Here is a 21,771-nt window from a genome sequence, read left to right on the forward strand (position 1 = left end):
TGCAGGCCTTCGCGGTGCTGGCCGTACTGCTCGTAGGTGGCCTGTGGGTGCAGGCCGAGCAGGTCGCCCAGCCGCCAACCGTTCACGTCGGCGCCGAGCGTGTCGCGGACCACCGTGGTGTGCCGGGCGTGGGTGGAGTGGGGGCTGGCCAAAGCCGATGACATCGATCCTACGGTTGGCGAGGCCACTCAGGTGAAGACCTCGTTCGACGCGACCCGCGCCCGACCACCTGCGGCCGTTCGTGGACCGGTGAAGTCTGAACGGGCCGTACTGCGGCACCGCGTCGATCCGGGCGATCGACGTACTGTCGACGAGCCTCGCCGGCGCTTATGGCCTCCGGGGCTGCGGATCGGGACGTATTTGTGGCGGCGGTGACTGCAGCGAGTTTTCACCGTCCGTTGGGATCGCGGATCCAGCCACCGAGGTGTGGACCTGATGCCGGCCGGCACTGGTCGCGACGTCGCCGAACACCCTGAGGCCGTACTAACCCCGGGCCTTGGGCTAGCCGAGGGATCCATTGCCTGGAACGTGTCATGGCCGTCCGGACCGAGGTGGATCGGCCTAGCCGTCCTAAACCGTACGCTCGTACGTGCTTGCGACGGACGTCAAGGCGGTCCCTGCAGGTGCAGTGAACCGCCCTTGCCCAGGTATTCGTTCCGACTGACCGAGGATCAGGCCACACCGTCACCGACCGGCCGAGAAGTGTTTTCGGCGTCGGCCGGCGACGTCTCCGATTCCTGCGGGGTGCGGTCGATGACGTACAGACCCGAGCCCGACTCCGCGGGCTTGGCCCGGTACATCGCCAGGTCCGCGTCCCGCAGCAAGGCGTCGAACTGCTCGCCCGAGCCGACCGCCACCCCGATGCTGCCCCCCGGCGACAGCTGGTGACCTTCCACCGCCAGGGGCTGTGACAACGCGGCGTGGATGCGCCGAGCGGTGGCGACGGCACCGGCTGGCGTCGTGCCTGCCAGCAGCACCACGAACTCGTCACCACCCAGGCGGGCCACGGTGTCGGACGGACGGACGCACGCCCGTAGACGGTCCGCGACGGCGACGAGCAGCTGATCGCCTGCCTGGTGGCCGAACTCGTCGTTGACGGCCTTGAAGTCGTCGAGATCAAGTAGCAGCACCGCCTCGTGCCGCATGGACCGGGTGGCATCGTGCATGAACTCCTGCGCACGTTCCTTGAGCAGCGCCCGGTTGGGCAGCCCGGTGAGATGGTCATGGGTGGCCTCGTGCCGCAACCGTTCCTGCAGCACGGCGTTGTCCTGGAAGGCCAGACGCAGACGGGACATCGCCAGTGCCACGACGACGACCGACCCCAGGATCATCCCCCACCCGCGAATGGTCAGGCCCTCATCCCAGAGCTCGACCACGAGCAGGGCTTGAGCGGCCGCGACGGCGATGTAGGGCAGCCGGCTGTAGGCCGGAGGTTCCCGCACGGTCAAGCCGCTGGGCTGCCCGGCGCGCATCTGCAGCCACTGCACCCGGGCGGCCACGGCGATCAGGAACGCCGATAACAGTGGCGCGGCATTCAGCGGCCAGGCATTGGCTTGCCTGAGGCTGAGCAGGTTGAACATCGTCCAGGACCCGATCAGCAAAGCGGCCCGATGCTCAGCCCTGCCCCCAGCGTGAATGGGGCTGAACCGCTCAACAGCAGCTTCACCGCTCCGCACACCGCGATCAGGGCCAGCACGCTACCCACGGTGTTGACGGCGATCTGGCCGGTGCTGCCAGGTGGTGAGCCCCGGGGCAGACACAGATACCAAGCCAACATGGCGAAGGGGCCGACGACCGTGGCCACGTCCAGTCGCAGCCGCACCCGGGCCCCATCGCTGGCCTTGAGTGGGAACGCGAACGTCGCCCAGCCCAGGGCGGCGATACCTATGACGCCGAGGCCCTCCCAGGCGAACTCGAAGGGTTCAGCGCCGGGTTTACGGAGATAACCGCTGAGCAGGACCACGTTGGCCGCCGCGAGGAACGCGGCACCCACGCTCACCGTACGCCAGAACCGGCGTGCGGTCGGGGCGATCTGCGCGCTGGAGGCGACCCGCTGGCACAGCCAGACCCCGACTGCCCACACGCCGGCTTTGACGACCTCCGTGGCGTAGGAGGCCGCGGGCACCGCCACGACGGACACCATCGCTCCGACCACCAGCACGGCAAGGACCGGATCCGGCGTCCAGCGCGCTTGCCCTGCCGGCACGGAACCGCTCATCCATACGCCTCCAACCCGTAGCAAGACTCAACGGTACGCGGGCGACCGTCCGCTGGGATCGCACATAACCCCTGTTGTCGTGACTCATCACCTCGCACCATCACCGATTAGTGAGAACCGTGCATAACTCGCCGAGGCAGCGATCATGTTGTTTGAGGCCAGGCACGACAAGAGAACCGCCCGCAGGCTTTGATCAAACCGGGGCCGACTGAGCTATCGCCTTGTTCGGAGTCCTGTGCAACCTCACGCCGATCGTCCCGAAGCTGGCGAGCAGGAACAGAGCCAAGATGACCAGCGCGACGGGGTAGGCCAAGAGGCTGCCGCGCGAATATGCCTACGAGTATCAAGGCAGCGAGCCATCCGGGAAGTAAGCCGGCACGGGTGAGTCCGACGGCCAGCACGACGAGTCCGGCGATGAGCGCAGGGCGACCACCAGCATGGTCGGAGGCGTGATGGCCTCTGTGTCGAGGGCGAGAGCGCACGTGGAACATGCTGATTCGACGGGACCGGCCGAAGATCCAGGCGACCTTCGCCGGAGAATCCGGCAATCGACGGCGATAAAGCTTCATCCGTCGTAGTCTGGGACATCTCACCGCAGTTCGGCCAAGGATGACCGCCCGCCACGCAGTCGGCAGGGCCGGGCCGACGACGCGCATCTGGCGCAAGGAGAACCACCGTGAACAGCCAGTCCTCGCATGTCGATGTTGTCGTGGTCGGTGCCGGATTCGCCGGCCTGACCGTCGCCCGCACCCTCACGAAGGCCGGTGTTTCCGTGGTCGTCCTGGAGGCCGACGATCGGGTGGGCGGTCGGACCATGCCCGGACGGGTCGCGGAGCAGGTCGTGGACCTCGGCGGGCAATGGGTGGGACCCGACCAGCTCCACCTGCTGGCCCTGGCCGAGGAACTGGGAGTCAGGACCATCCCTCAGTACCTTGAGGGCGAGCACATCCTCGACATCGCGGGGCGGCAGGCCCGCCACACCGAGGACCAGGACCTGCCGCTGCAGCCCGCAGATCTTGCGGAGTTCGACAAGGTGACCGCCGAGCTGGACGCCCTGACCGCCAAGACCGATGTCGCAGCACCCTGGAACATCGAAGGCGCCGGTGCCCTGGACGGCCAGACCTTCGAGACCTGGCTGCGGGGTGCGACGGAGTCGGCGGCGGCGCGGTCGGTCTACCGGCAGTTCGTCAAGACGTTGTTCTGTGTCGAGCCCGGTCAGGTCTCGGTGTTGACCTTCCTTCAGTACGCTGCCGGCAGCCACGGGGTCATCCACATGATGAGCAGCCGCGGCGGCAGCCAGGACAGCATCTTCGAGGGCGGCGTCTGGCAGCTGGCCGGCAAGATGGCCCAGGAGCTCGGCGACGCCGTCGTCATCAACGCTCCCGTGCGGTCGATCGCGCAGACCTCCGACGAGGTGACGGTGACCTCCGACGCCGGAGTCTGGACCGCGAACCTGGCAGTGGTCACGGCTGCCCCGCCGATGGCGGCTCGGATCTCCTACACCCCCGCCCTGTCGGCGCTGCGTGATGGGCTAACCCAGCGCATGCCCATGGGCAGCGTCATCAAGCTGCACGTCGCCTATGCCACGCCCTTCTGGCGCGCGCAGGGCCTGAGCGGACAGATCATCTCCGACCGCACGGTGACCGGCCCGTGGTTCGACAGGTCGTTCCCGGGCGTGGAGACCGGATGCCTGGTGGGCTTCTTCGTCGCCGGTCCCGCCCAAGCCTGGGCGGACCGTTCGCCGGAGGACCGGCGTGCTCGCGCGCTGGAGGATCTCACCACCTATCTCGGCCCGGAAGCGAACGCGCCGATCGACTACGTCGAACGGGTGTGGCCCGCCGCCCCATGGCAACGGGGCGGGTACACGACCGCCGCCGGCCCGGGCGTGCTCACCGCGTTCGGGCCGGCCCTCCGAGGGCCGGCCGGCCGCGTCCACTGGGCAGGCACCGAAACTGCCGACGTCACGCCGGGCTACATCAACGGCGCGATCCAATCCGGCAAGCGAGCCGCCGCCGACTGCATCGAACACCTCAAGCCCTAAAGCCAAATCCGCAGTTCAGCGCGCCGGGCATCGAGCGAAGGCCACCAACGGAAGCAGACCCACCGCGCTCGCTACTCGCGGGTCATGGCGATGCCGTGGCGCTCCTCGGGTGCCGGCAGATGGTGGAATCGGCGACAGCCTCGTCGATGTCGATCTGGATCCCGCAGGGTCTGCAGGTTCACCCCGGCCGCGTCGGCCAGTTCCCCGCTGCGCAGGCCGGCGTCACGGCCTGCCGCGCAGGGTGTCGGCACGGGCGGCGAGAGCAGCCAGCACGTCGGTGTAGGCAGCCGGGACCTCGATGTCGAGAACTGCCTGCCCGGGTGCGGAGACGGTGGTCGTAAAGGCGAAGAACGAGCAGCAGCGGCTTTCGCGAGCGGCCAGATCGCACACGGTCGCCTCCAGGTCGGCTCTGCCAGACAGCGTCAGCCGAAGGTGCGTCGGGCCGACGCGTTCGCCTGGCGCGGACCGCAGCGGCGAACAGTTCGTCGAACTCGGCCAGGCGCAGCGGCTGCTGCGCGGTCGGCAGGGTGCACGCCTGCGGGACCCACGCCAGACCAGGCGTTTGTTCGTTCATGACCCCACGGTAAGCCTGTACTCGGGTACTGAATGCAAGCCCCGAATTGGCCAACGAAGGACTCTTCCCGCCCAAGGAAGCGCGCTCCGCGCCTGAGCCTCCCAAAGGCAGGCCGTTGACCAGGGGCAGCGCACCGGGCATGTAAGGATCAACACCGAGTTGACTCATTGATGCGGGGCAATCGTGGAGCAGATTTGCCCACCGACAATCGAAGAAGCTCGCTAGCGTTGATCGCTAGCGAGCTTCTGACCTGCGTATATCCGTGGACCATACCCGGCAGAATCCGAACCACATTTCAGCAGTTCAGGGACCAGGTATCACCGTCCCTGCCGTCCGGTCGCGCGTACCCGAACGGCGGTGACGTCGCCGGTCGCACTCTGCCTCACCATGTTAGGCGGCAACAGACGACGGGCACCCCAGGTCGACACGGTTGCGGCGCAGTCGCGGGCCACGCCAAGCCCTCGGACCCACTGCACAATGCATAACGCTCAGCCCCCAAACCCAAGCCGAGCGTTATTGCATATGCGATCACATGTTGTGACGATCTTTACGGACGGGCAGCGCGGCCACCGCCGAGCGCCCACCTTTCACTCCGAGAGCTTTCCTCGACCGGAGATACGCCTTGTACTCCGCATTTGGCACGCAAAACCTCAATCTTTGTTGCGTCTTCGCATAGCGAGACTGTGGATTAAGTCCGCAAGATAGGCACCCGCAATCCACCCACCCAGAACAATTAGCGCCTGAGCCCACCATGCGTAATCACCGCTCGGAAGAATTAATACCGCTACCGCTACAACGAATACGAATCCGGCGATTTGTGCCCATACCGGCGTAGAGTTTGACTTCACGACAGAATCCAGCCCCTGTCCTTTGCGAAAGTTCCAGCAGCAGCGACAAAGCAACCCGCTGCTCCCACCCAGCCCCACTTGCCCTTCATCCCCTTAGGGCCCTTGTTCTTGATCGTGTCACCAGTCGTCGTAATGCCCGCGCCCACGGCACACGCTCTAACGTAGCGGTTCTTGGCCATCCCCCGATGCGATGTAGCAAGGATTGCCGAAGCAGCAACAGCGAAAGCGCAAGCACGTGAGCTTCTGCACGAGTTCTTCGCTTTGTGCCATACAGTCATTGCGGCAACGGTGAACAGACATAGGCCAATGCTCCAGACACGGCAACGACCATCCAGGTCGAACTGATTTGCTGGATCCTGACATACATAGTCATACGGGTTGCAGTTTCCACCGACGATGGGATCAACAGAAAGGAAGCGCCCTAAGCGTGGATCATACAGGCGTGCGCCCATTGTGATGACGCCGCTGAGTGCCTCAGCGGAGCGCTGCTTTGCGCCGAGCCAGGCGTATCGTCCTGCGTCCCGTTCGGTCTTGTTTCCGTACTCGTCGTAGTCGTAGAGGATCACGTCGGCGGCGGTGTCGAGGTTGACGCTGAACGCGATGTCCCCGTGCAGGTTTGCGCCCAGAAGGAGTCGCACGCCCGCTTGGGTGACCGTCACGGCGAGGTCTCCGTCAGGTCCGCTGACATTGCGGGTCCAGTTGCCTCCAGCGCCGTCGGTGATCCACCGCGGCATGTCGGAGCTGCCGCCGTAGTGGTTAGTCGTCACTGAGGATTGCGTCCAGGTCGTGCCGTCGAGGGTTTCCGTGGTTGAAGTGCGCAGCCGCTGTGCCGGGTCCAGAGTCCAGCCCTGTCGGACATCTCCGACTGCCTGGGAGGCGATCATGTCGTTGACGTGGAACACGTTCGTCAGCCCGCCTGGCAGGGTCGTTGCACGGCCGAACGCGTCGTAGACGTAGGCACCGAGGGTGTCGGAGACCAACCGGTCTGCCGAATCGTAGGCATAGCTGGTTGTGGTGTCCGCGTCTCCGCTCTGGTCGCATTCGCCGTCGGCGCCTGGTTGCCACACCTTGCTGGCGCTGCGGTTGGTGCGGTCGCCAGAAGTGCCGCTGAACTCGTAGGTGCGTACGGTGCAGTCGCCGTCCCCGTCGACGTGCGCGGCCCTGGTCAGACGGCCGAGTCGGTCATAGGTGAACGCCTTCGACCGGCCACCGGTGTAGGTGTGGGTTGCCCACTGGCCGTGGGCGTTCTCGGTGACCTGCTCAGCGTAGATGACCGTGCTGTCGGACGTGCGGGTGTAAGTCCGCGCTACCGGCTGCAGGTTGGCGTCCAGTGTGTCCTGCCTCGCGATTCCGCCCGGGTAGCCGACAGTGGTCAGCTGCCCGTCCGCCGAGTATCCGGCGGTGAACGTACCCGCGTTGTTGTCGGTCAGCGACGTGAGCATGCCTCGCGGCTCGATAGACCTGTCATAGCCATACGTGACGGTGCCGGTCGGATCAAGTGTCCGTGCCGGGCGGCCGAATCGATCAAACTCCGAGGCGGTTACATAACCATCGGCGTTCGTGTACTTCATTAGTCGGCCCAGGTCGTCATATTCCCGAACGATCGACGCGGCACCCGCCGTCGTCTGGGTGGCCCGCCCGGTGGCCGGGTCATAGGCCGTCGTCACCGTCGGCACGGCTGTCGAGCCATCGTCTGAGTTGAGGCTGACCGTTATGGCTCGTCCCGCCAAGTCGAACATGGTGGTCGTGGTGCGCGTCTTGCCGGCGTTGGCCTCCGTCACCGTCGCCGCGTCGCCCCACCGGTTGTAGGCGGTCACACGGCGTACCGGCAGCGTGCCGGGCATGTTCGCCGGATCATGCCCGGTCACCACGCCGACCGACCTCGACACACAGAGCTGGCCGGCATACTCCGGTCTGTTCCCGCAGGCCGCATCATCGGCGTTGGCCCCTGCGGTGTAGTAGATCGTCTGCTTCGCGGCAGCGTCGTTGCCGTCCGAGCCGATGCCCCATGACTTAAGCACCTTCCCAGCGGCGTCATAGACGACGTACGCGGTGAGGTTGGCACCGCCGGTGCCGGCGTCGGTGATCGTCTTGGTCGGCTGGCGCAGGACCCAACCCGAGGCGCTGCCGTTGATCGACCCGTACTGCTTCTTCGTGACCCGCACGTCGGCGTCGGCGCCCGAATCGTCCACAGTCAGACCGCTGGCCTCCGTCGTGACCAGGTGATAGTTCGTCCCATCGGGTTTGCCCTCGTCATATGCGTACACGGTGTGCGGCCGTCCGACGACGGTCGCTTCTGCCGAGGTCCCGTTGTGGGCGGCGTCGAGCACGGTGCGCAGACTCGGACCAGTGGTGCTCAGCAGGTCGATGCCGTCGGCGCTGTAGGTGGACACGGTCGACAGGGCCGCGGCCCTCGCCTTGGTATCCAGCCCGGACAAGCCAAGCTCGCTGAGCGTGGCGTTCGCCTTTGGGAGCGTCCCGAGGGCCAACAGGCGGTTGGTGGCTTCCAGCGTCGATACGACTTTGCCGAAACGGTTGTACTGGATGGTATCGATATTGCCGTCGGTAACGCCGGCCGCTGATGGTGTTGCCGTGTTGACCTGCTGCCCGGAGGCGTTGAGGAAGTGCACGGTGGCGTAGGTGTAGCCGTTCGGGCCAGGCAGTGTGGGCGTGGCCTGTACCGCGATCGGGTCGTCCTGCGGTCCGAAGATTGCCGTTGCCTGGACCGGCCGGTCCAGCTGGCCCCAGGTGCCGATCGTCGCCGAGTCCATGTCCTGTGGGCCACCCGCGGCACGGGTCAGCGGTACGTTGTAGACGACACGGGTCGTGTTCTCCGGGCCCACCTGGTCCGCGGTTCCGGGCACGAGTGACGCCCGGCGTACCCGATGCAGACGGCCGGCGTTGGGGTCAGCGCCGACGGTGCCGTAGTCGAAGTTCCACGGCAGGTCGGCACCGGCTTGTACCTTAGTCACCCGGCCGTTGACGGCGATGGACTTGCGCACGTCGACGGCGTCGATGATGGTGGTTGGGGCGTTGGGGTTCGGGTAGAACTGCACCCGCAGCTTGTTGTAGGTGGCGGTCGCGGTGATGCAGGTGGCGATGGGAGTCCAGTTGCTACCGACAGGCAGATTCGCATAGGACTTGGTCGAGCCTGTCTGGGACTCGCCCATCAGCCAGAGCACGAAACTGCCGCTGGCGCCTCCTGCGGTGCCTTGCGTGGCGACCTGGGCGGTGCCGCAGAACGTGTCGCCGGGGTTGATGGCCAGGTTGACATCCTGGTAGATGCTGCCGCCGGTCACGGTGGTGTTGGTGGCAGCATAACCTGAGCCTTCATAGGGCTCGTTGCCGTGGACGCCGGGACCGTACACGGCGTAGTTCGTGCCGGCGCCGCCCGTCCAGTTGCTGAAACCGTTGTTGAAGCCGCCGTTGACGGCGAGGGACCGGTGCACGTCGACGGCGTCGATGATCGTGGTTAGGGCGTTGGGGTTCGGATAGAACTGCACCCGCAGCTTGTTGTACGTGGTAGTTGCGGTGACGCAGGTGGAGATAGGAGTCCAGTTGTTGCCGCCGGGCAGGTTCGCGTAGGGCTTGATCGAGTTTGTTTGAGATTCGCCGATCAGCCAGAGCACGAAACTGCCGCTGGCGCCTGCGATGGTGCCCTCCGTGGCAACTTGGGCGGTGCCGCAGAAGGTGTCGCCGGGGTTGATGGCCAGGTTGACATCCTGGTACATGCTGCCGCCGGTCACGGCGGTGTTGGTGGCAAGGAAACCTGAGCCTTCATAGGGATCGTTGCCGGTTTCACCGGGACCGTACACGTGCCAGTTCGTACCGGTGCCGCCCGTCCAGTTGCTGATACCGTTGTTGAAGCCGCCGTTGACTGCGAGGGAGTTCTGCGCGTCGACGGCATCGGTACCGGCTGCCGGGCCGTAGTCGTAGCTTGTCTTGATCGGGTTGGTCAGGCGCGGGTCCCAAACCTCACGCAGCCAGCCGCGGCTGTCGTAGGCATACCGGGTGACCTCGGTCGCGGTCACCGCACCCGCGGCCGGGTCGAAGGCCCAGATCTTCACCGCCGACACCTGGTCCTTGACCAGTCCGAACGTGCCCGCGGTCGTGCCGGTCGCGGTCGTGACGTCGGCGTAGACGTATTCGAGGACCTCGCAGCCCTTGGCCGGGATAGCTGCGGCGCAGTCACCCACGCCCGGTTCGGCCGGGCTGATGACCTTCGTGACGAGGGCGCGGTTGTCGGTGGTGTTGTAGACGTAGGTGGTCTTCGACGAGGTGCTGGTGTCCCAGGTGGCAGTAACGCCGTAGGTGGTGGCGTCGGCGCGCTGGGTGAACTCGGCCACCGTGCCGCCGGTGTCGGTCACCCGGTAGTGGGTGGCGTCGACCTTGGTCAGGGTGAGTTCCTCGGCACCGGGCTCGGGGGTGAACGTGCCGGTCGCGGCGTTGCGGGCGAAGGTGACCCAGCCGCCGTCGGCGGTGACCACATGGGCGAGCTCCGGCGTGGGGAAGGTCAGCTCGGTGTAGTCGGACTCGACCGCGGCGTCGGTGACACCGCCGCGCCACTGCGGCCCGAACGGGGCGACCAGCTCCTTGACCGACAGGTTGTCCCAGTACACCGGTTTGGCGCCACCGGTGCCGTTGAAGCCGTTGTACAGGCGCACGAACGCCTCGCTCGCCCCGGCCGGGATGGCGAAATCGACGGTGAGCTGCTGCCAGCCGTCGACGAACGACGCTCTAGGCGAGGCGAGGTATTGGTGGTTGTTGCCGGTCGTGTAGTAGGCCGCGATCCGCAGCCCGCGCTCGTCGGCCGGGCTCAACCCGGTGGCGGCGGGCACGTAGACCCATCCGGTCGCGCGGTAGCGTTTGCCGGGCTGCATGCCCAGCCGCAGCCCGCCGATGTCGCCGCCGATCGCGGCGAACGAGTCCGCCGACGCCGACGTCGGAGTTAGGGCCAGCGAGTCGGCCGACCCGCCTTGCCCGCGCGAAGTGTCACGAGTGATTGTGGTCGTGCCGAGGCCTGCGACAAACACTGTGCTGTCCGCCGAGACCTGCTGCTGGGCCGGGGTGAGTCGCTCGCCCTGAGGCAGCCAGCCGTCGCCGGGCCGGCGCGAGGAGGCGACACGGTTGACCGACACCCCGAACTCGTCGACGTCGGTGGACGACAACGTGTAGTCGCCGGTGAGCAGGTTCACCGATCCTGGACCGACGTCGGTCGACGCGGCACCGTCGGCGTCGGGGTCGGGGTCGAGGGTGAAGGTCACATAGTCGGTGTAATAGGCCGGATCGAGATCCGAGCCGGTCAACAGCAGTGCACGTACCTGCACCACACCACCGGCCGCGCCCAGCGTGTCAGCGACCCGCCACACCGCGCCGCCGCCGAGCGACGAGATCGACACCGGGAACCCGTTCGACGCGCTGATCGCACCGCCCGTGGCCGTCGTCAGATTCGACTAGGGCACATCCTGCTCGCTCGCCCCCGGACCACGGCGGTACAGGTAACGCACCCGGGTCAACGTCGAGTCGGGCATATCCAGCGACAGCAGCACCGTCGCGGCGACCTGCGCGCCGTCACGCGGGGCGGCGATGGCTGCACGGCCGACGCTGAACGCGTACGACTTCGCCGCGCCGAGGTTGCCGGCCCTGTCTTTGGCCTGCACGGTCAGCGTCCGGTGTCCCTGCGACGTCGGTGTGATCGTGACCGAGGCGCTGCCGCCGGTTGCGGCGAGGTCTGTGGCAGTCGTGTCGGTGTCGAGCTTGTAGGTGTAGCCGACGACGTCGGAGTCGCCGCTGGCCGGGGTGAACGTGAAGTTGCCCGACGCCGCCGTGCTGGGTGTGTCCGAGCCCTCCGGATACTGCGGCGAGGTCACGAACGGCACCCCGGGCGCTGCGGTGTCCACGGTGAACTCGCACCACGGCGCCCACGTGTACGGGACAAGCCCGTCACCGGACCACATGTGATTGTCATCGGCGGCCGAGTGCCAGCGGTAGGACTGCCCGTTGACAAGTTTTCCCGCGGGAACCTGGTAAGTCGCGGTAGAACCGGACGGCAACTGCCCCGTCGTGGCGGTGGGAACGACCGTGCTCGCGCCGTCGAGGGTCTGGACCTCGAAGCGCGCATACATCGACCCGCCGAGCGGATTGGTGGTAACCGCCTGCAGCGTCGGCGTCGCCGAACCGACGAAGGGCCGGCCAGCACCGGTGACGCAGGAGGCCGCCGGAGCCGACGGCATCGCCACCTGGCTGGTCACCTTCGACAACGGCCACCACTTCACGTTCACATACGGCTGCACCGTGGCCGGGTTGTAGCCGTGCGGCCGGAACTGCTTGAACGCGTTGCCGTCGGTCTCAGCCTGCGCCTTCACACCCATGAAAGCAGTGCTCACACCGCTGTCGGAAGCGTGCTGGAAGAAGGTCGTGGCGTTGATCGACACATAGCCGTCATCGCCGTCGGCGCAAGAGCCGGAGTAGCCCTTCGTCTGCGTCGAGGTGGCCTCAAGCTGCGCCCATGCCGGCATCGTCGCCCAGGTGACACCCCAGTTGCCTGTCAGCCACCAGATCTCCCACGCCGCCCGGTCACACGACCCGGACCAGAAGTTGAACAGATGAGCCGTCGCCGACTCCACGAACACGCGGTTGCCCGACCCCCACGGCACCGGCCACTTGATCAACGTACGGTGCTTGGCCCCGCTGACCCAACCCATCCGCAGGTCCGCCGCGCCGGAGAAGTCCACGCCCGAGCCCTCGATCACATACGTGTCGGCACCCGAGTAGTACGTCACCACCTCCGGATCGATCGTGATCGGGAACGTACGCGCCGCATCACCCAACCAATCAGCGTCTGGGGTCAGCTCCAGCGCGACACCGCCCGCACGGGCCAGGACCTGGTCTGCCGCACGGTCGTCCTGCGCAGGCGGCCGGAAGCCGCGCGCCGCGGCCCGCCGCGACGCCGACGCCGCGACAGCCGCCTCATGCCGAGGCAGGCCCCGTTCGTCGACAGCCGCGTCCCACATCCTCGGCGCGGGCACCTCCGCCACCGTCACACCCTTGGCATCGCGCAGCACCGTGACACCGTCGGCACTGACCGTGTGCGAGGCCACCGCCGGACCGGTCACCGCCAGCCGCACCTCGTCCACCAGCGCCACAGCCGCACGGTCCTTGACCACCAGCAGCTGCTCGAACCCGACGTTCGTCGCCTCGACCACCAGGTCCACGCCCGGCTCAATCTCGCCGAACGTGGCCCTGCTGCCCTCGAGCACCGGCTCCGGCAGCCGACCGGTGAACGTCATCTCGACCCGCCGCTCACCCACACCGGAAGCGGCCAACACGTGCTCACCGGCATCCGGAGCGGCGCCGCTGATACGCAGACCGTCCGGATGCGCCACCGGCTCAACAAACCCGTCCGGGCGACGGACCAACGTCAGATCGACCGGCACGAACGTGCCGTCGGCCTTACGGGCGCGAACGGGGGCGATCGCCTGCTCGGTCGACACCGAACCGTCAGCGTTGACCCAAGACCGCGACACCTCCGACGTCGCCCCGGTGACCTCGACCTGCCCACCACACAGCCGCGCCGACACCGCAGCAGACGCGAAGTCCTCCCGCGAATCCGGGCACTTCGGCTTAGCCAGCGCGGCGGCAGCAGCCGCGGCGGCCGGCTCGGGAACCCACGTCCCCGAAGACGCGACCAGCGCCACCGACACCACGATCGACAAAGCCAGACGCCGTGTCGAGACTCGCTTTCGGGCGGGGAACAGCAACGACAGCACGTCGCGAGACGACATCAAGGGGCTCCATCGTGGGGCTGAACAGCAGCGGCGCACACCGTAAGCCCTCGGCACCCAATTGCGGGGACCCGTGCCAGGCAGCACGGCCTGCAGCTAAGCCACCGCCGCCATTTGCATCAACCGATCACAAAGGCTCCCCCAGCAGCGGAGATGACCATCGCTAACACAGGAGTCAATCGACGACTACGAACAGTAACGGAGCCAGAGGTCGCCCGACCCGTTGTCCAATCGTTATCAAGAACGGCCCGGGAGGCAGCCCCGGTCACCGGCGGTGACAGCCGAGCGCCCGCTACATCAGACCCGCGCGGGCCCGTCGGTGTCGCTTCGAGGCCCAGCAGGCCCCTCCTTCTGTCCGAGCCATGAGTTGCCGGTCGACCTCAGCGATGCCGCCCCGGCCGGGCGCGGCCTACATAGGCGCGCCGACCGCGCACAGGGAGTCGGTGATACGGTGCAACGAACCGCACCTCAAACACGAAAGGCCCAGCTCAGCGAGCCAGGCCAATCGATACATTCGGACATATCAGCATATGTCCGGCGGTGGGCGATACTGGGATCGAACCAGTGACCTCTTCCGTGTGAAGGAAGCGCGCTCCCGCTGCGCCAATCGCCCGCAACGGAATGGAACTCTACAGCACCCGCGGCACCCGACGCATCTCGGTACCCCTCCCGCGTGTCGCAGCGGACAAACCACCCCGAACAGCACGAGACGAGGTGCTCATCGCGAGCACCTCGTCGGAGTGCTGACCGGGTTTCCGGCCGGAGTCGCCTAGCTCAAGGGAGTGATCATCCTGCTGACCGCCGCTGGTCAGCAGTTGATCATCGTCCGGCGAGCAGTCGGTTGACCGCCGCGTCGACGTCGAGGTGGTCGGTCTCGCGACCGCGGGGAACCACGACGTAGGTGCGGCGCAGGAAGCGTACGAGGACGCTTCGTGGGACTTCGAAGAGCGCGTTGCCGTCGGGCGACGACAGGGCGAGCGCGACGAAGTCTCCGCGCGGGGTGGCCCAGGGCCAGACCCGCACGTCGCCGATGCCGGCCGGTTCGTCGAGTCCGGTGACCAGCAGTTCTCGGGCGAACGACCAGCTCACCGCCTCGCCGCCGGCAGACTCGGCATGGAAGAGCACATGCACCGCGTACGGGTCGACCGGGTCGTAGCGAAGACTCGCCCGCACCGGAAGCGAGGTCGCGTCGGGCGCGACCAGCCGCAACGATGTCTCGACCTCGACGGTCGTAGGACGGATAGCACTCATGGACGTACTCCCCCCGGCACTGCGGCGGAGCTTGACCGCCCCGCCCCTCCCATACTCAAGGTGACCCTCCCCTATACGCTCCGTCATCGTTCGATCTCACCCGATAGCGGGAAGATCGAGGATTACGCGGGCACGGACCCACCTACAGGGAGTAAGATGCCGTGCTTTTGCCCGGTATTGCCGATACTGCGATGCCGGCCAAGACCGTCGACACACTCCGGTAACGTCCAGTCATCGGGGTTGGTGACGGGTGATTCCGCGACCCCGGCGACATGGGCGACAAGGGTGGGGAGATGAGCGACAAACCGGACTTTCCGCAGGGCTCCAGCCGCTGGCGGGACCGGGCACGGATAGCGCATCAGACCGTTCGGGCTAATCCGACCGGGGCAGCCGTCCTCAAAGTGATCATCGGAGCGCTGGGCGCCGTGGTGGTGGCGATCGGCATCCTGCTCATCCCGCTGCCGGGGCCGGGCTGGCTGATCGTGATCGGCGGCCTCGCGATCTGGGCGATCGAGTTCGCGTGGGCGCGCCACCTGCTGCAGTTCACCAAGGACAAGGTGCGCGGCTGGACCGAGTGGATCAAACGCCAGTCACTGCTGGTCCGGATGCTGATCGGCCTGGCCGGGCTGGTGTTCGTGGCCGCGGTGCTCATCACCACGCTGCGTTACAGCCTCGGCATCGACGTGGTCAGCCAGGCCTGGGGCTACGTCAGCACCCACTGACCGCGCGAAGACATGCCTGAGCCAGCACCGAAACCACCGGTGAGCGGCCGCGGCAAGCGCTCCGGACAGCACGGCCCGTACGTCCGGAGGACTTGACCGGACGCCCGGCAGGCGGTGTGATCAGAGTGATCCGGCCGCGCCCGTCAACCTCCCCAGGTCAGCGCGGCCGGGTCCGTGCGTTGTGGCTGATCCGCGGCTCAGCGGCCCAGTTTCTCGATGACCGGCTGCAGGTCCCGCCGTTCGATCGCCGCGGCCATCAGCTCCGGGAAGGCATCCGGTGTGCACGCGAAGGACGGCACTCCCATCGCCGCCAGCGCCGAGGCGTTGCTGTGGTCGTACGCCGGCTGTCCTTCATCGGACAGTGCGAGCAGGACGATCACCTGCACCCCGGCGGCTTTCATGGTGGCTACGCGGCGCAGCATCTCCGCGCGCACCCCGCCCTCGTAGAGGTCGCTGATGAGGATGAAGATGCTGTCCCGCGGCCGCGTGATCAGGCCCTGGCAGTAGGCGATGGCCCGGTTGATGTCGGTGCCGCCGCCCAACTGCGTGCCGAACAGCACCTCCACCGGGTCGTGCAGCTGGTCGGTGAGGTCGACGACCGCGGTGTCGAACACCACCAGCGACGTACGCAGGCATTTCATCGACGCGAGCACCGCGGCGAACACTCCGGAGTAGACCACCGACGCCGCCATCGAGCCGGACTGGTCCACGCACAGCACCACGTCGCGCTGCACGGACCGGGTCTGCCGGCCGTAGCCGATCAGCCGCTCCGGCACCACGGTGCGGTGTTCGGCCTGGTAGTGCTTGAGGTTGGCGCGGATGGTGCGGTTCCAGTCGATGTCGCGGTGGCGCGGCCGATTGATCCGGGCGGCCCGGTTGACCGCACCGGTGATCGCGGCGCGGGTGCGCTGCGCGACGCGGCGTTCCAGCTCCGCGACTACCTTCGCCACCACCATGCGCGCGGTGGTGCGGGCCTTGTCGGGCATCACCTTGTTCAGTGACAGCAGTGTGCCGACCAGGTGCACATCGGGCTCGACCGCCTCCAGCATCTCCGGCTCGACCAGCAGCCGGGTCAGGTTGAGCCGCTCGATCGCGTCGGCCTGCATCACCTGCACCACGGTGGACGGGAAGTACTGCCGGATGTCGCCTAGCCAGCGGGCCACCTTCGGCGCGGAGCCGCCCAGCCCGGCGCTGCGGCCGGGGCCGCCTTCGCCGCCGCCGTCGCGGTAGAGCGCGGCCAGGGCCTCGTCCATGCCCTTGTCCACCCCGGCCAGCGTCACGCCGGTGCCCTCGGCGCCCTCGCCGCCGAGCACCAGCCGCCAGCGGCGCATCCGTTCGTCGTCGCTCACCGTGCTCCCCTTCCCGCTGCCAGCAGCAGTTCCAGCGTCGGCAGCACCCGCGCGACCCGCGCCGGGTCGAGTTCGCCGAGTTCGTCCACATCAGACGTCGTACGCGAGCCGCCGGTGCCGAGGCGTCGGACCTGCTCGCCGACCGCGCGCCGCTCCGGGGCCGCGAACGCGGCGAAGGTGCGCCGCAGCAGCGGCAGCACCGCCGTGAACACGTCCGGGGCCAGGCCCGCCAGCCAGCGGTCGGTCAGCGTCAGCAGCGCCTCGTCGTGCACCAGCAGCAGCCCGCCGCCCGACAGGAAGCCCTCGACGTAGCCGGCCGCGGTGACCGGCGGCACGCCGACGGTCAGCGCCCGGGACAGCCGCAGCTCGGCCGCGTCTGCGTCGAGGGTGCCCGCGTCGCGCAGCAGCCGCAGCAGCCGCCCGGCGAGCAGGCCGGGCAGGTCCGCCCGGTCGACGAGCCGGGCCAGGGTGTCCAGCCACTCCGCCCGCAGCGGGAGCCGGTCGGCGAGCAGGTTCAGCGCCTCGTGCGTGGCGTCGAGGTGCTCGCGCATGGCGCGGGCCGCGTCGTCGTCGAGGCCGGTGAGTGCGCCGGGCAGGCCCAACCGGATCCGGGTGACCAGGCCGGTCAGCACCTCGGCGAGCGCGTCGGTGCTGGTGCCGCGTACGTCGCCGTAGCGCAGCGAGCGGGCCAGCGCCGGCACGGCCGCCATGAGCTGCGCGACGTCGGTGTCGAGGGCGGCCCGGTCGGACAGGGTGCGCAGCACCGCGGGCTGCGCACCGGGCAGCTGCGCGAGCAGGCACGACTCCAGCAGGCCGGTCAGCGTCGCCAGGTCGGCGTCCGCGCTGGTCTCGACGACCTTCGCGGTCGCGGCCCGGGCCACGGTGGTGCCGTAGGCGCTGGCCGCGATGAGGTCGACCGCGTACTCCGGGTGCCATTGCAGCTGCCAGGACTCCCAGAAGGTGCCCTTGCCGGACTTGCGCTGCACCGGCGTGCCCCAGCCGACGCCGAGCAGCCGCAGCCGGTGCAGCAGCCGGCTGCGGTCGAGGTCGGTGGGTTTGCGCAGGTCGAGGTCGTGGTCGCTGACCAGGGCCTGCTGGGCGAGCTTCAGACGGCGGGCGGTGGCGTCCAGGTCGCGGGCCAGCGGCACCGCCGGGGCGTCCGGGGGTACGGCGCCCAGCCGCTCCCCCACCACGACCCTGCGCTGGACCAGCTCCAGGCGGGTGTCGTCGCCTTCGCAGAGCACCGCCCGGGTCGCCTCGGTGACCTCGGCCAGGCCGGGCAACGGCCGTCCCCGCAGCACCGCCAGGGTGTCGGCCAGCCGCACGGACTCGATGACATGCGCGCTGGAGACCGGCAGGTCCTCGTCGCGCAGCACCCCGGCGACGCCGACGAGCCAGCGCTCGACCGGGGAGTCCTCGGCGGTGAACAGGTGGTGGTACCAGCCGGGTGCGGTGACGCCCGCGCCGTAGCCGCTCCACGAGGCGAGCCGCCCGTGCGTCCACGGCACCCAGGTGACCGTCGCCGGCACGCTCGGCAGGCCCTTGAGCAGGGCCGCGTCGTCCTTCGCGGGCGGCAGTTCACCGGCCAGCGCGGGCACGTGCCACGCGCCGCAGACCACCGCGATGCGCTGGTGCCCCTCCTTCAGGGCGGCGCGCAGCACCTGGCGCATGTACGCCTCGCGCACCAGGTCCTCGGTGATCGCCGGGGCGGTCTCGCGGACCGCCGCCATCGCCTCGGCGACCGCCGCGAACGGCGGCACGTCGCGCCGGTGCTCGATGACGTCCTCCCACCAGCGCTCCGGGTCGTCGTACCCGGCCGCCTGGGCGAGCCCGGCGATCGGGTCGATGCGCAGCTCGTCCTCGGCGCTGTCCGGCGTCGCGTCGCCGGGCACGGCGTCCCCGGACGCTGCCGGCACCACGGCCTCGGTGCCGGCATCCGGTCCGGCGGGCGCGGCGACCGGCTCCTGACCGGTGCCGGCTCCCCCACCGTCGGGCGTCACGGCCGCAGCCGGGTCCACTCGTCCGGTCCCGTCCAGCGGGCCGGCCGGTTCGGCGGCGCGGGCCGCGAAGCGGTGGCCGGCGGGCAGGTCGCAGAAGCGCAGCGGCACGTCGTGGGCGACGGCCCAGCGCAGCGCCTGCCACTCCGGGGAGAAGACCGCGAAGGGCCAGAACGACGCGGTACGCGCGTGCTCGCCCTTTGCAGCGTTGGTCGGATACGCCAGCAGCGCCACCGGCGGTTCGAGTCGCTCGTCGGCCGCCAGTGCCACCAGTCCGTCCGCCTCGGGCGGCCCCTCGACCAGGATGACGTCGGGCTTCAGCTCGTCCAGCGCCCGCACCAGGGCCCGGGCCGAACCCGGGCCGTGGTGGCGTACGCCGAAGACGTGCACCCGGTCGGTGCTCACTCCGCCTCCCGGGCGGCGCGGTAGAAGTCCTTCCAACCGTCGCGCTCGCGCGCCACGGTCTCCAGGTACTCCCGCCAGACGACGGCATCCGAGACGGTGTCGCGGACCACCGCGCCGCGGATGCCCGCCGCCACGTCCGCGGCCCGCACCGTGCCGTCGCCGAAGTGCGAGGCCAGGGCCATGCCGCTGGTCATCACCGAGATCGCCTCGGCGGTGGACAGGGTGCCGCTGGGGCTCTTCAGCTTGGTCCGCCCGTCGGCGGTCAGCCCCTCGCGCAGCTCCCGGAACACGGTCACCACCCGGCGGATCTCACTGATCGCGTCGGGCACCTCCGGCAGCTCCAGGGCCCGGCCCAGCGACGCGACCCGCTGCGCGACGATCTCGACCTCCTCCTCGACGGTGCCCGGCACCGGCAGCACCACGGTGTTGAACCGCCGCCGCAGCGCGCTGGACAGCTCGTTCACGCCTCGGTCGCGGTCGTTGGCGGTCGCGATGACGTTGAAGCCCTTGACCGCCTGCACCTCCTCGCCGAGCTCCGGCACCGGCAGCGTCTTCTCCGACAGGATCGTCAGCAGCGTGTCCTGCACGTCGGAGGGCACCCGGGTCAGCTCCTCGATCCGGGCGATCGCGCCGGTGCGCATCGCGCGCATCACCGGGCTGGCCACCACCGCACCGGCGGTCGGGCCCTCGGCGAGCAGCCGGGCGTAGTTCCAGCCGTACCGCATCGCCTCCTCGGGCGTGCCCGCGGTGCCCTGCACCAGCAGCGTCGAGTCGCCGCTGATCGCCGCGGCCAGGTGCTCCGACACCCACGTCTTGGCGGTGCCCGGCACGCCGAGCAGCAGCAGCGCCCGGTCGGTGGCCAGCGTCGCCACGGCCACCTCCATCAGCCGCCGGGGTCCGATGTACTTGGCGCTGATCTCCTTGCCGTCGCCGAGCAGGTACGTCACCACGGCCTGCGGGGACATCCGCCAGCCGGGCGGGCGGGGCAGGTCGTCGGCCGCGGCCAGCTGCTCCAGCTCCGCGGCGTACAGCTGCTCGGCGTGCGGGCGCAGCACCGTGGGCGTGGCGTCGATGGTGGCGGTCATGTCAGCTCCTGGTGGATGTCGTGTCGGATCTGCAGCATCGTGGTGAAGCGGGCCAGCAGCTGCTGGTCCGGGATCGGAAGGGAGTCGTGCAGGGCGCGGGCCCGCGGCGCGTACGCCGGGTCGAAGCCCCATTCGGCGTGGCGAAGCAGCTGCCACCAGCCCGAACGGCGGCGCTCGGTGTCGGCCAGGCACTCCAGCACGGCGTCGGCGACCGGCGCGGCCCACGGCTGCGGCAGCACGTCGAGCAGCCGCACCACCGCGTCGACCTTGCGGCGCAACTGCGCCGCGATCAGCTCGGCCAGGTCCTGTTCGGGCATGACCGCGGCCAGTTCCCGCAGCTCGTTCATGTCCCGGCGGCCGAGCCCGTCGTGGATCAGCACCGCGGCCCAGGCCCCGTGGCGTTGGGTGATCGCGGCGCGGACCAGCCCGGCGCGCAGCACCGGGCCCCAGGTGTCGTCGAACTTGCGGCTGAGCAGCCCCGCCGGGGTCTGGTCGTAGGCCGTCCAGCAGTCCAGCGGCGCGTACTCGATGATCTGCCGCAGCCAGTGGGTGCGCTCGCCGACGCTCTGCGGCGGTTTGACGCTGATCCCGTCGCGGCGCATCGCGTCGTCGCACTCGGTCGGCGCCGTCGCGACCAGCCGCCGGTCCGCGACGTGCACGCAGGCCAGTGCCCGGTCGGCCATGCGCTGCCGGTACGCCGAGCCCGGCAGCGCGCCGAGCAGCCGCGCCGCGGCCTCGCGGACCTGACCGCGCCGGTCGTCGAGGGCCTTCTCCAGCCAGGGCTCGTCGTCGGGCCCGAGCCCGGCGCCGCACGCGGCGATCAGTGCGGCCAGGTCGGACGCCTTCTCCTGTGGCCACGCCGCCAGCAGCAGGTCCCGCCCGGCGGCAGCGTCACGGGCTCGCAGCTCGCCGAGGTAGCGGAGCCGGTCGGCGGGCCGGCCGGTGTCCCAGTCGGACGGCTGCGCGGTCTCCTCCTGCTGTACGGCCCAGGCCCAGCGGCCCGGCCCCTGCAGGGCGAGCCAGCCCAGCCGCGTGCCGCCGACGGCCCGCACGGTCGCCCGGATCGAGGAGTCGGAGCTGCCCAGGTCAAGCAGCGCGACCAGGATCGCCGGTCCGGCGAGCAGCCCGCGCCCGGCGGCCAGGCGCAGCCACTCGGCGGCCAGCTCACGGGCCGTGGTCCGGTCGATCTCGGCGTCCCCGCCGGACAGCAGCGCCGCGAGCCGCTGCTGCGCGGCGACCGGCGCGTACGGCTCGGTCTCGGCGGCGGCGGGCTCCGGACACTGCGGCCGGGCGGCGGCCTGCCCCGCGCGGCGGGCCACGGTCACCGCGCCCGCCGCGGCCAGCAGCCCGTCGGGATCCAGCTCCGCGCCCAGCGACGCCAGCACCCCGGCCAGCGGGCCGTCGGTGCCGGGCAGCACCAGTCGCCGCCGGTCGGTGCCGACGAGCGCGCTGGACATCAGGTCGGACCAGATGGTGGTGCTCATGCTCGCTCCCCCG

General features: G+C 69.2%; 12 protein-coding genes and 1 tRNA gene. 2 read left to right on the forward strand and 11 right to left on the reverse strand.

What is annotated here, in order from left to right; all coding sequences use genetic code 11:
* Positions 1-671: 671 nt before the first annotated feature.
* Together F9C41_RS13220 and F9C41_RS13225 are read right to left on the reverse strand one after the other, a co-directional pair.
* Complete coding sequence (locus F9C41_RS13220; protein ID WP_155387086.1) at positions 672-1,580, reverse strand: GGDEF domain-containing protein; 909 nt, start codon at positions 1,578-1,580, stop codon at positions 672-674.
* Positions 1,581-1,594: 14 nt separating this feature from the next.
* Positions 1,595-2,218 (reverse strand): hypothetical protein, encoded by a 624-nt coding sequence (locus tag F9C41_RS13225; RefSeq protein ID WP_155387087.1) that lies wholly within the window; start codon positions 2,216-2,218, stop codon positions 1,595-1,597.
* A 676-nt stretch (positions 2,219-2,894) separates the two neighbouring features.
* Between F9C41_RS13225 and F9C41_RS13230 the strand changes: the two genes are divergently transcribed.
* Positions 2,895-4,259 (forward strand): flavin monoamine oxidase family protein, encoded by a 1,365-nt coding sequence (locus F9C41_RS13230; protein WP_155387088.1) that lies wholly within the window; start codon positions 2,895-2,897, stop codon positions 4,257-4,259.
* A gap of 222 nt (positions 4,260-4,481) precedes the next feature.
* Here the strand turns inward: F9C41_RS13230 and F9C41_RS41205 are convergent, their stop codons facing one another.
* From F9C41_RS41205 to F9C41_RS13255, 5 genes are all read right to left on the reverse strand, one after another.
* Positions 4,482-4,649 (reverse strand): hypothetical protein, encoded by a 168-nt coding sequence (locus F9C41_RS41205; RefSeq protein ID WP_230689554.1) that lies wholly within the window; start codon positions 4,647-4,649, stop codon positions 4,482-4,484.
* Positions 4,650-5,677: 1,028 nt separating this feature from the next.
* The gene (locus tag F9C41_RS13240) at positions 5,678-11,080 is read right to left on the reverse strand and encodes an RHS repeat-associated core domain-containing protein (RefSeq protein ID WP_155387089.1); all 5,403 of its coding nucleotides are present in this window, start codon (positions 11,078-11,080) and stop codon (positions 5,678-5,680) included.
* Positions 11,081-11,134: 54 nt separating this feature from the next.
* Positions 11,135-13,465, reverse strand: coding sequence for an Ig-like domain-containing protein (locus F9C41_RS13245; RefSeq protein WP_155387090.1), 2,331 nt, complete (start codon positions 13,463-13,465; stop codon positions 11,135-11,137).
* A 541-nt stretch (positions 13,466-14,006) separates the two neighbouring features.
* Positions 14,007-14,078: transfer RNA gene (locus F9C41_RS13250), tRNA-Val, on the reverse strand.
* 206 nt (positions 14,079-14,284) lie between these two features.
* The gene (locus F9C41_RS13255) at positions 14,285-14,716 is read right to left on the reverse strand and encodes an SsgA family sporulation/cell division regulator (protein ID WP_120318938.1); all 432 of its coding nucleotides are present in this window, start codon (positions 14,714-14,716) and stop codon (positions 14,285-14,287) included.
* Between the two features lie 293 nt (positions 14,717-15,009).
* Here F9C41_RS13255 and F9C41_RS13260 point away from each other — a divergent pair, with 293 nt between their 5' ends.
* Positions 15,010-15,438 (forward strand): TIGR02611 family protein, encoded by a 429-nt coding sequence (locus F9C41_RS13260; protein WP_230689555.1) that lies wholly within the window; start codon positions 15,010-15,012, stop codon positions 15,436-15,438.
* A 197-nt stretch (positions 15,439-15,635) separates the two neighbouring features.
* Here the strand turns inward: F9C41_RS13260 and F9C41_RS13265 are convergent, their stop codons facing one another.
* From F9C41_RS13265 to F9C41_RS41210, 4 genes are read right to left on the reverse strand one after another with little or no spacing between them, the layout of a single operon-like run.
* Positions 15,636-16,787: a VWA domain-containing protein gene (locus tag F9C41_RS13265; protein ID WP_155387092.1), complete on the reverse strand. Its 1,152-nt coding sequence runs from the start codon at positions 16,785-16,787 to the stop codon at positions 15,636-15,638.
* Positions 16,784-19,189, reverse strand: a complete 2,406-nt coding sequence (locus F9C41_RS13270) for a DUF5682 family protein (RefSeq protein WP_230689556.1) — start codon at positions 19,187-19,189, stop codon at positions 16,784-16,786. The genes F9C41_RS13265 and F9C41_RS13270 overlap by 4 nt, the downstream gene beginning before the upstream one ends.
* Complete coding sequence (locus F9C41_RS13275; RefSeq protein ID WP_230689557.1) at positions 19,186-20,274, reverse strand: ATP-binding protein; 1,089 nt, start codon at positions 20,272-20,274, stop codon at positions 19,186-19,188. The genes F9C41_RS13270 and F9C41_RS13275 overlap by 4 nt, the downstream gene beginning before the upstream one ends.
* A complete protein-coding gene (locus tag F9C41_RS41210) occupies positions 20,271-21,758 on the reverse strand; it encodes a DUF5691 domain-containing protein (RefSeq protein ID WP_230689558.1) in 1,488 nt (495 codons plus the stop codon). The genes F9C41_RS13275 and F9C41_RS41210 overlap by 4 nt, the downstream gene beginning before the upstream one ends.
* Positions 21,759-21,771: the final 13 nt, after the last annotated feature.

The sequence above is a fragment of the Catellatospora paridis genome (genome assembly GCF_009720365.1).
In the GTDB taxonomy this organism is placed as follows: Bacteria; Actinomycetota; Actinomycetes; order Mycobacteriales; family Micromonosporaceae; genus Catellatospora; species Catellatospora paridis.

Coding starts and splice junctions, on each gene's coding strand:
- F9C41_RS13220 (WP_155387086.1), bottom strand. CDS start 1,580: ATGTTCAACCTGCTCAGCCTCAGGCAAGCCAATGCCTGGCCGCTGAAT.
- F9C41_RS13225 (WP_155387087.1), bottom strand. CDS start 2,218: ATGAGCGGTTCCGTGCCGGCAGGGCAAGCGCGCTGGACGCCGGATCCG.
- F9C41_RS13245 (WP_155387090.1), bottom strand. CDS start 13,465: ATGTCGTCTCGCGACGTGCTGTCGTTGCTGTTCCCCGCCCGAAAGCGA.
- F9C41_RS13255 (WP_120318938.1), bottom strand. CDS start 14,716: ATGAGTGCTATCCGTCCTACGACCGTCGAGGTCGAGACATCGTTGCGG.
- F9C41_RS13260 (WP_230689555.1), top strand. CDS start 15,010: ATGAGCGACAAACCGGACTTTCCGCAGGGCTCCAGCCGCTGGCGGGAC.
- F9C41_RS13275 (WP_230689557.1), bottom strand. CDS start 20,274: ATGACCGCCACCATCGACGCCACGCCCACGGTGCTGCGCCCGCACGCC.
- F9C41_RS41210 (WP_230689558.1), bottom strand. CDS start 21,758: ATGAGCACCACCATCTGGTCCGACCTGATGTCCAGCGCGCTCGTCGGC.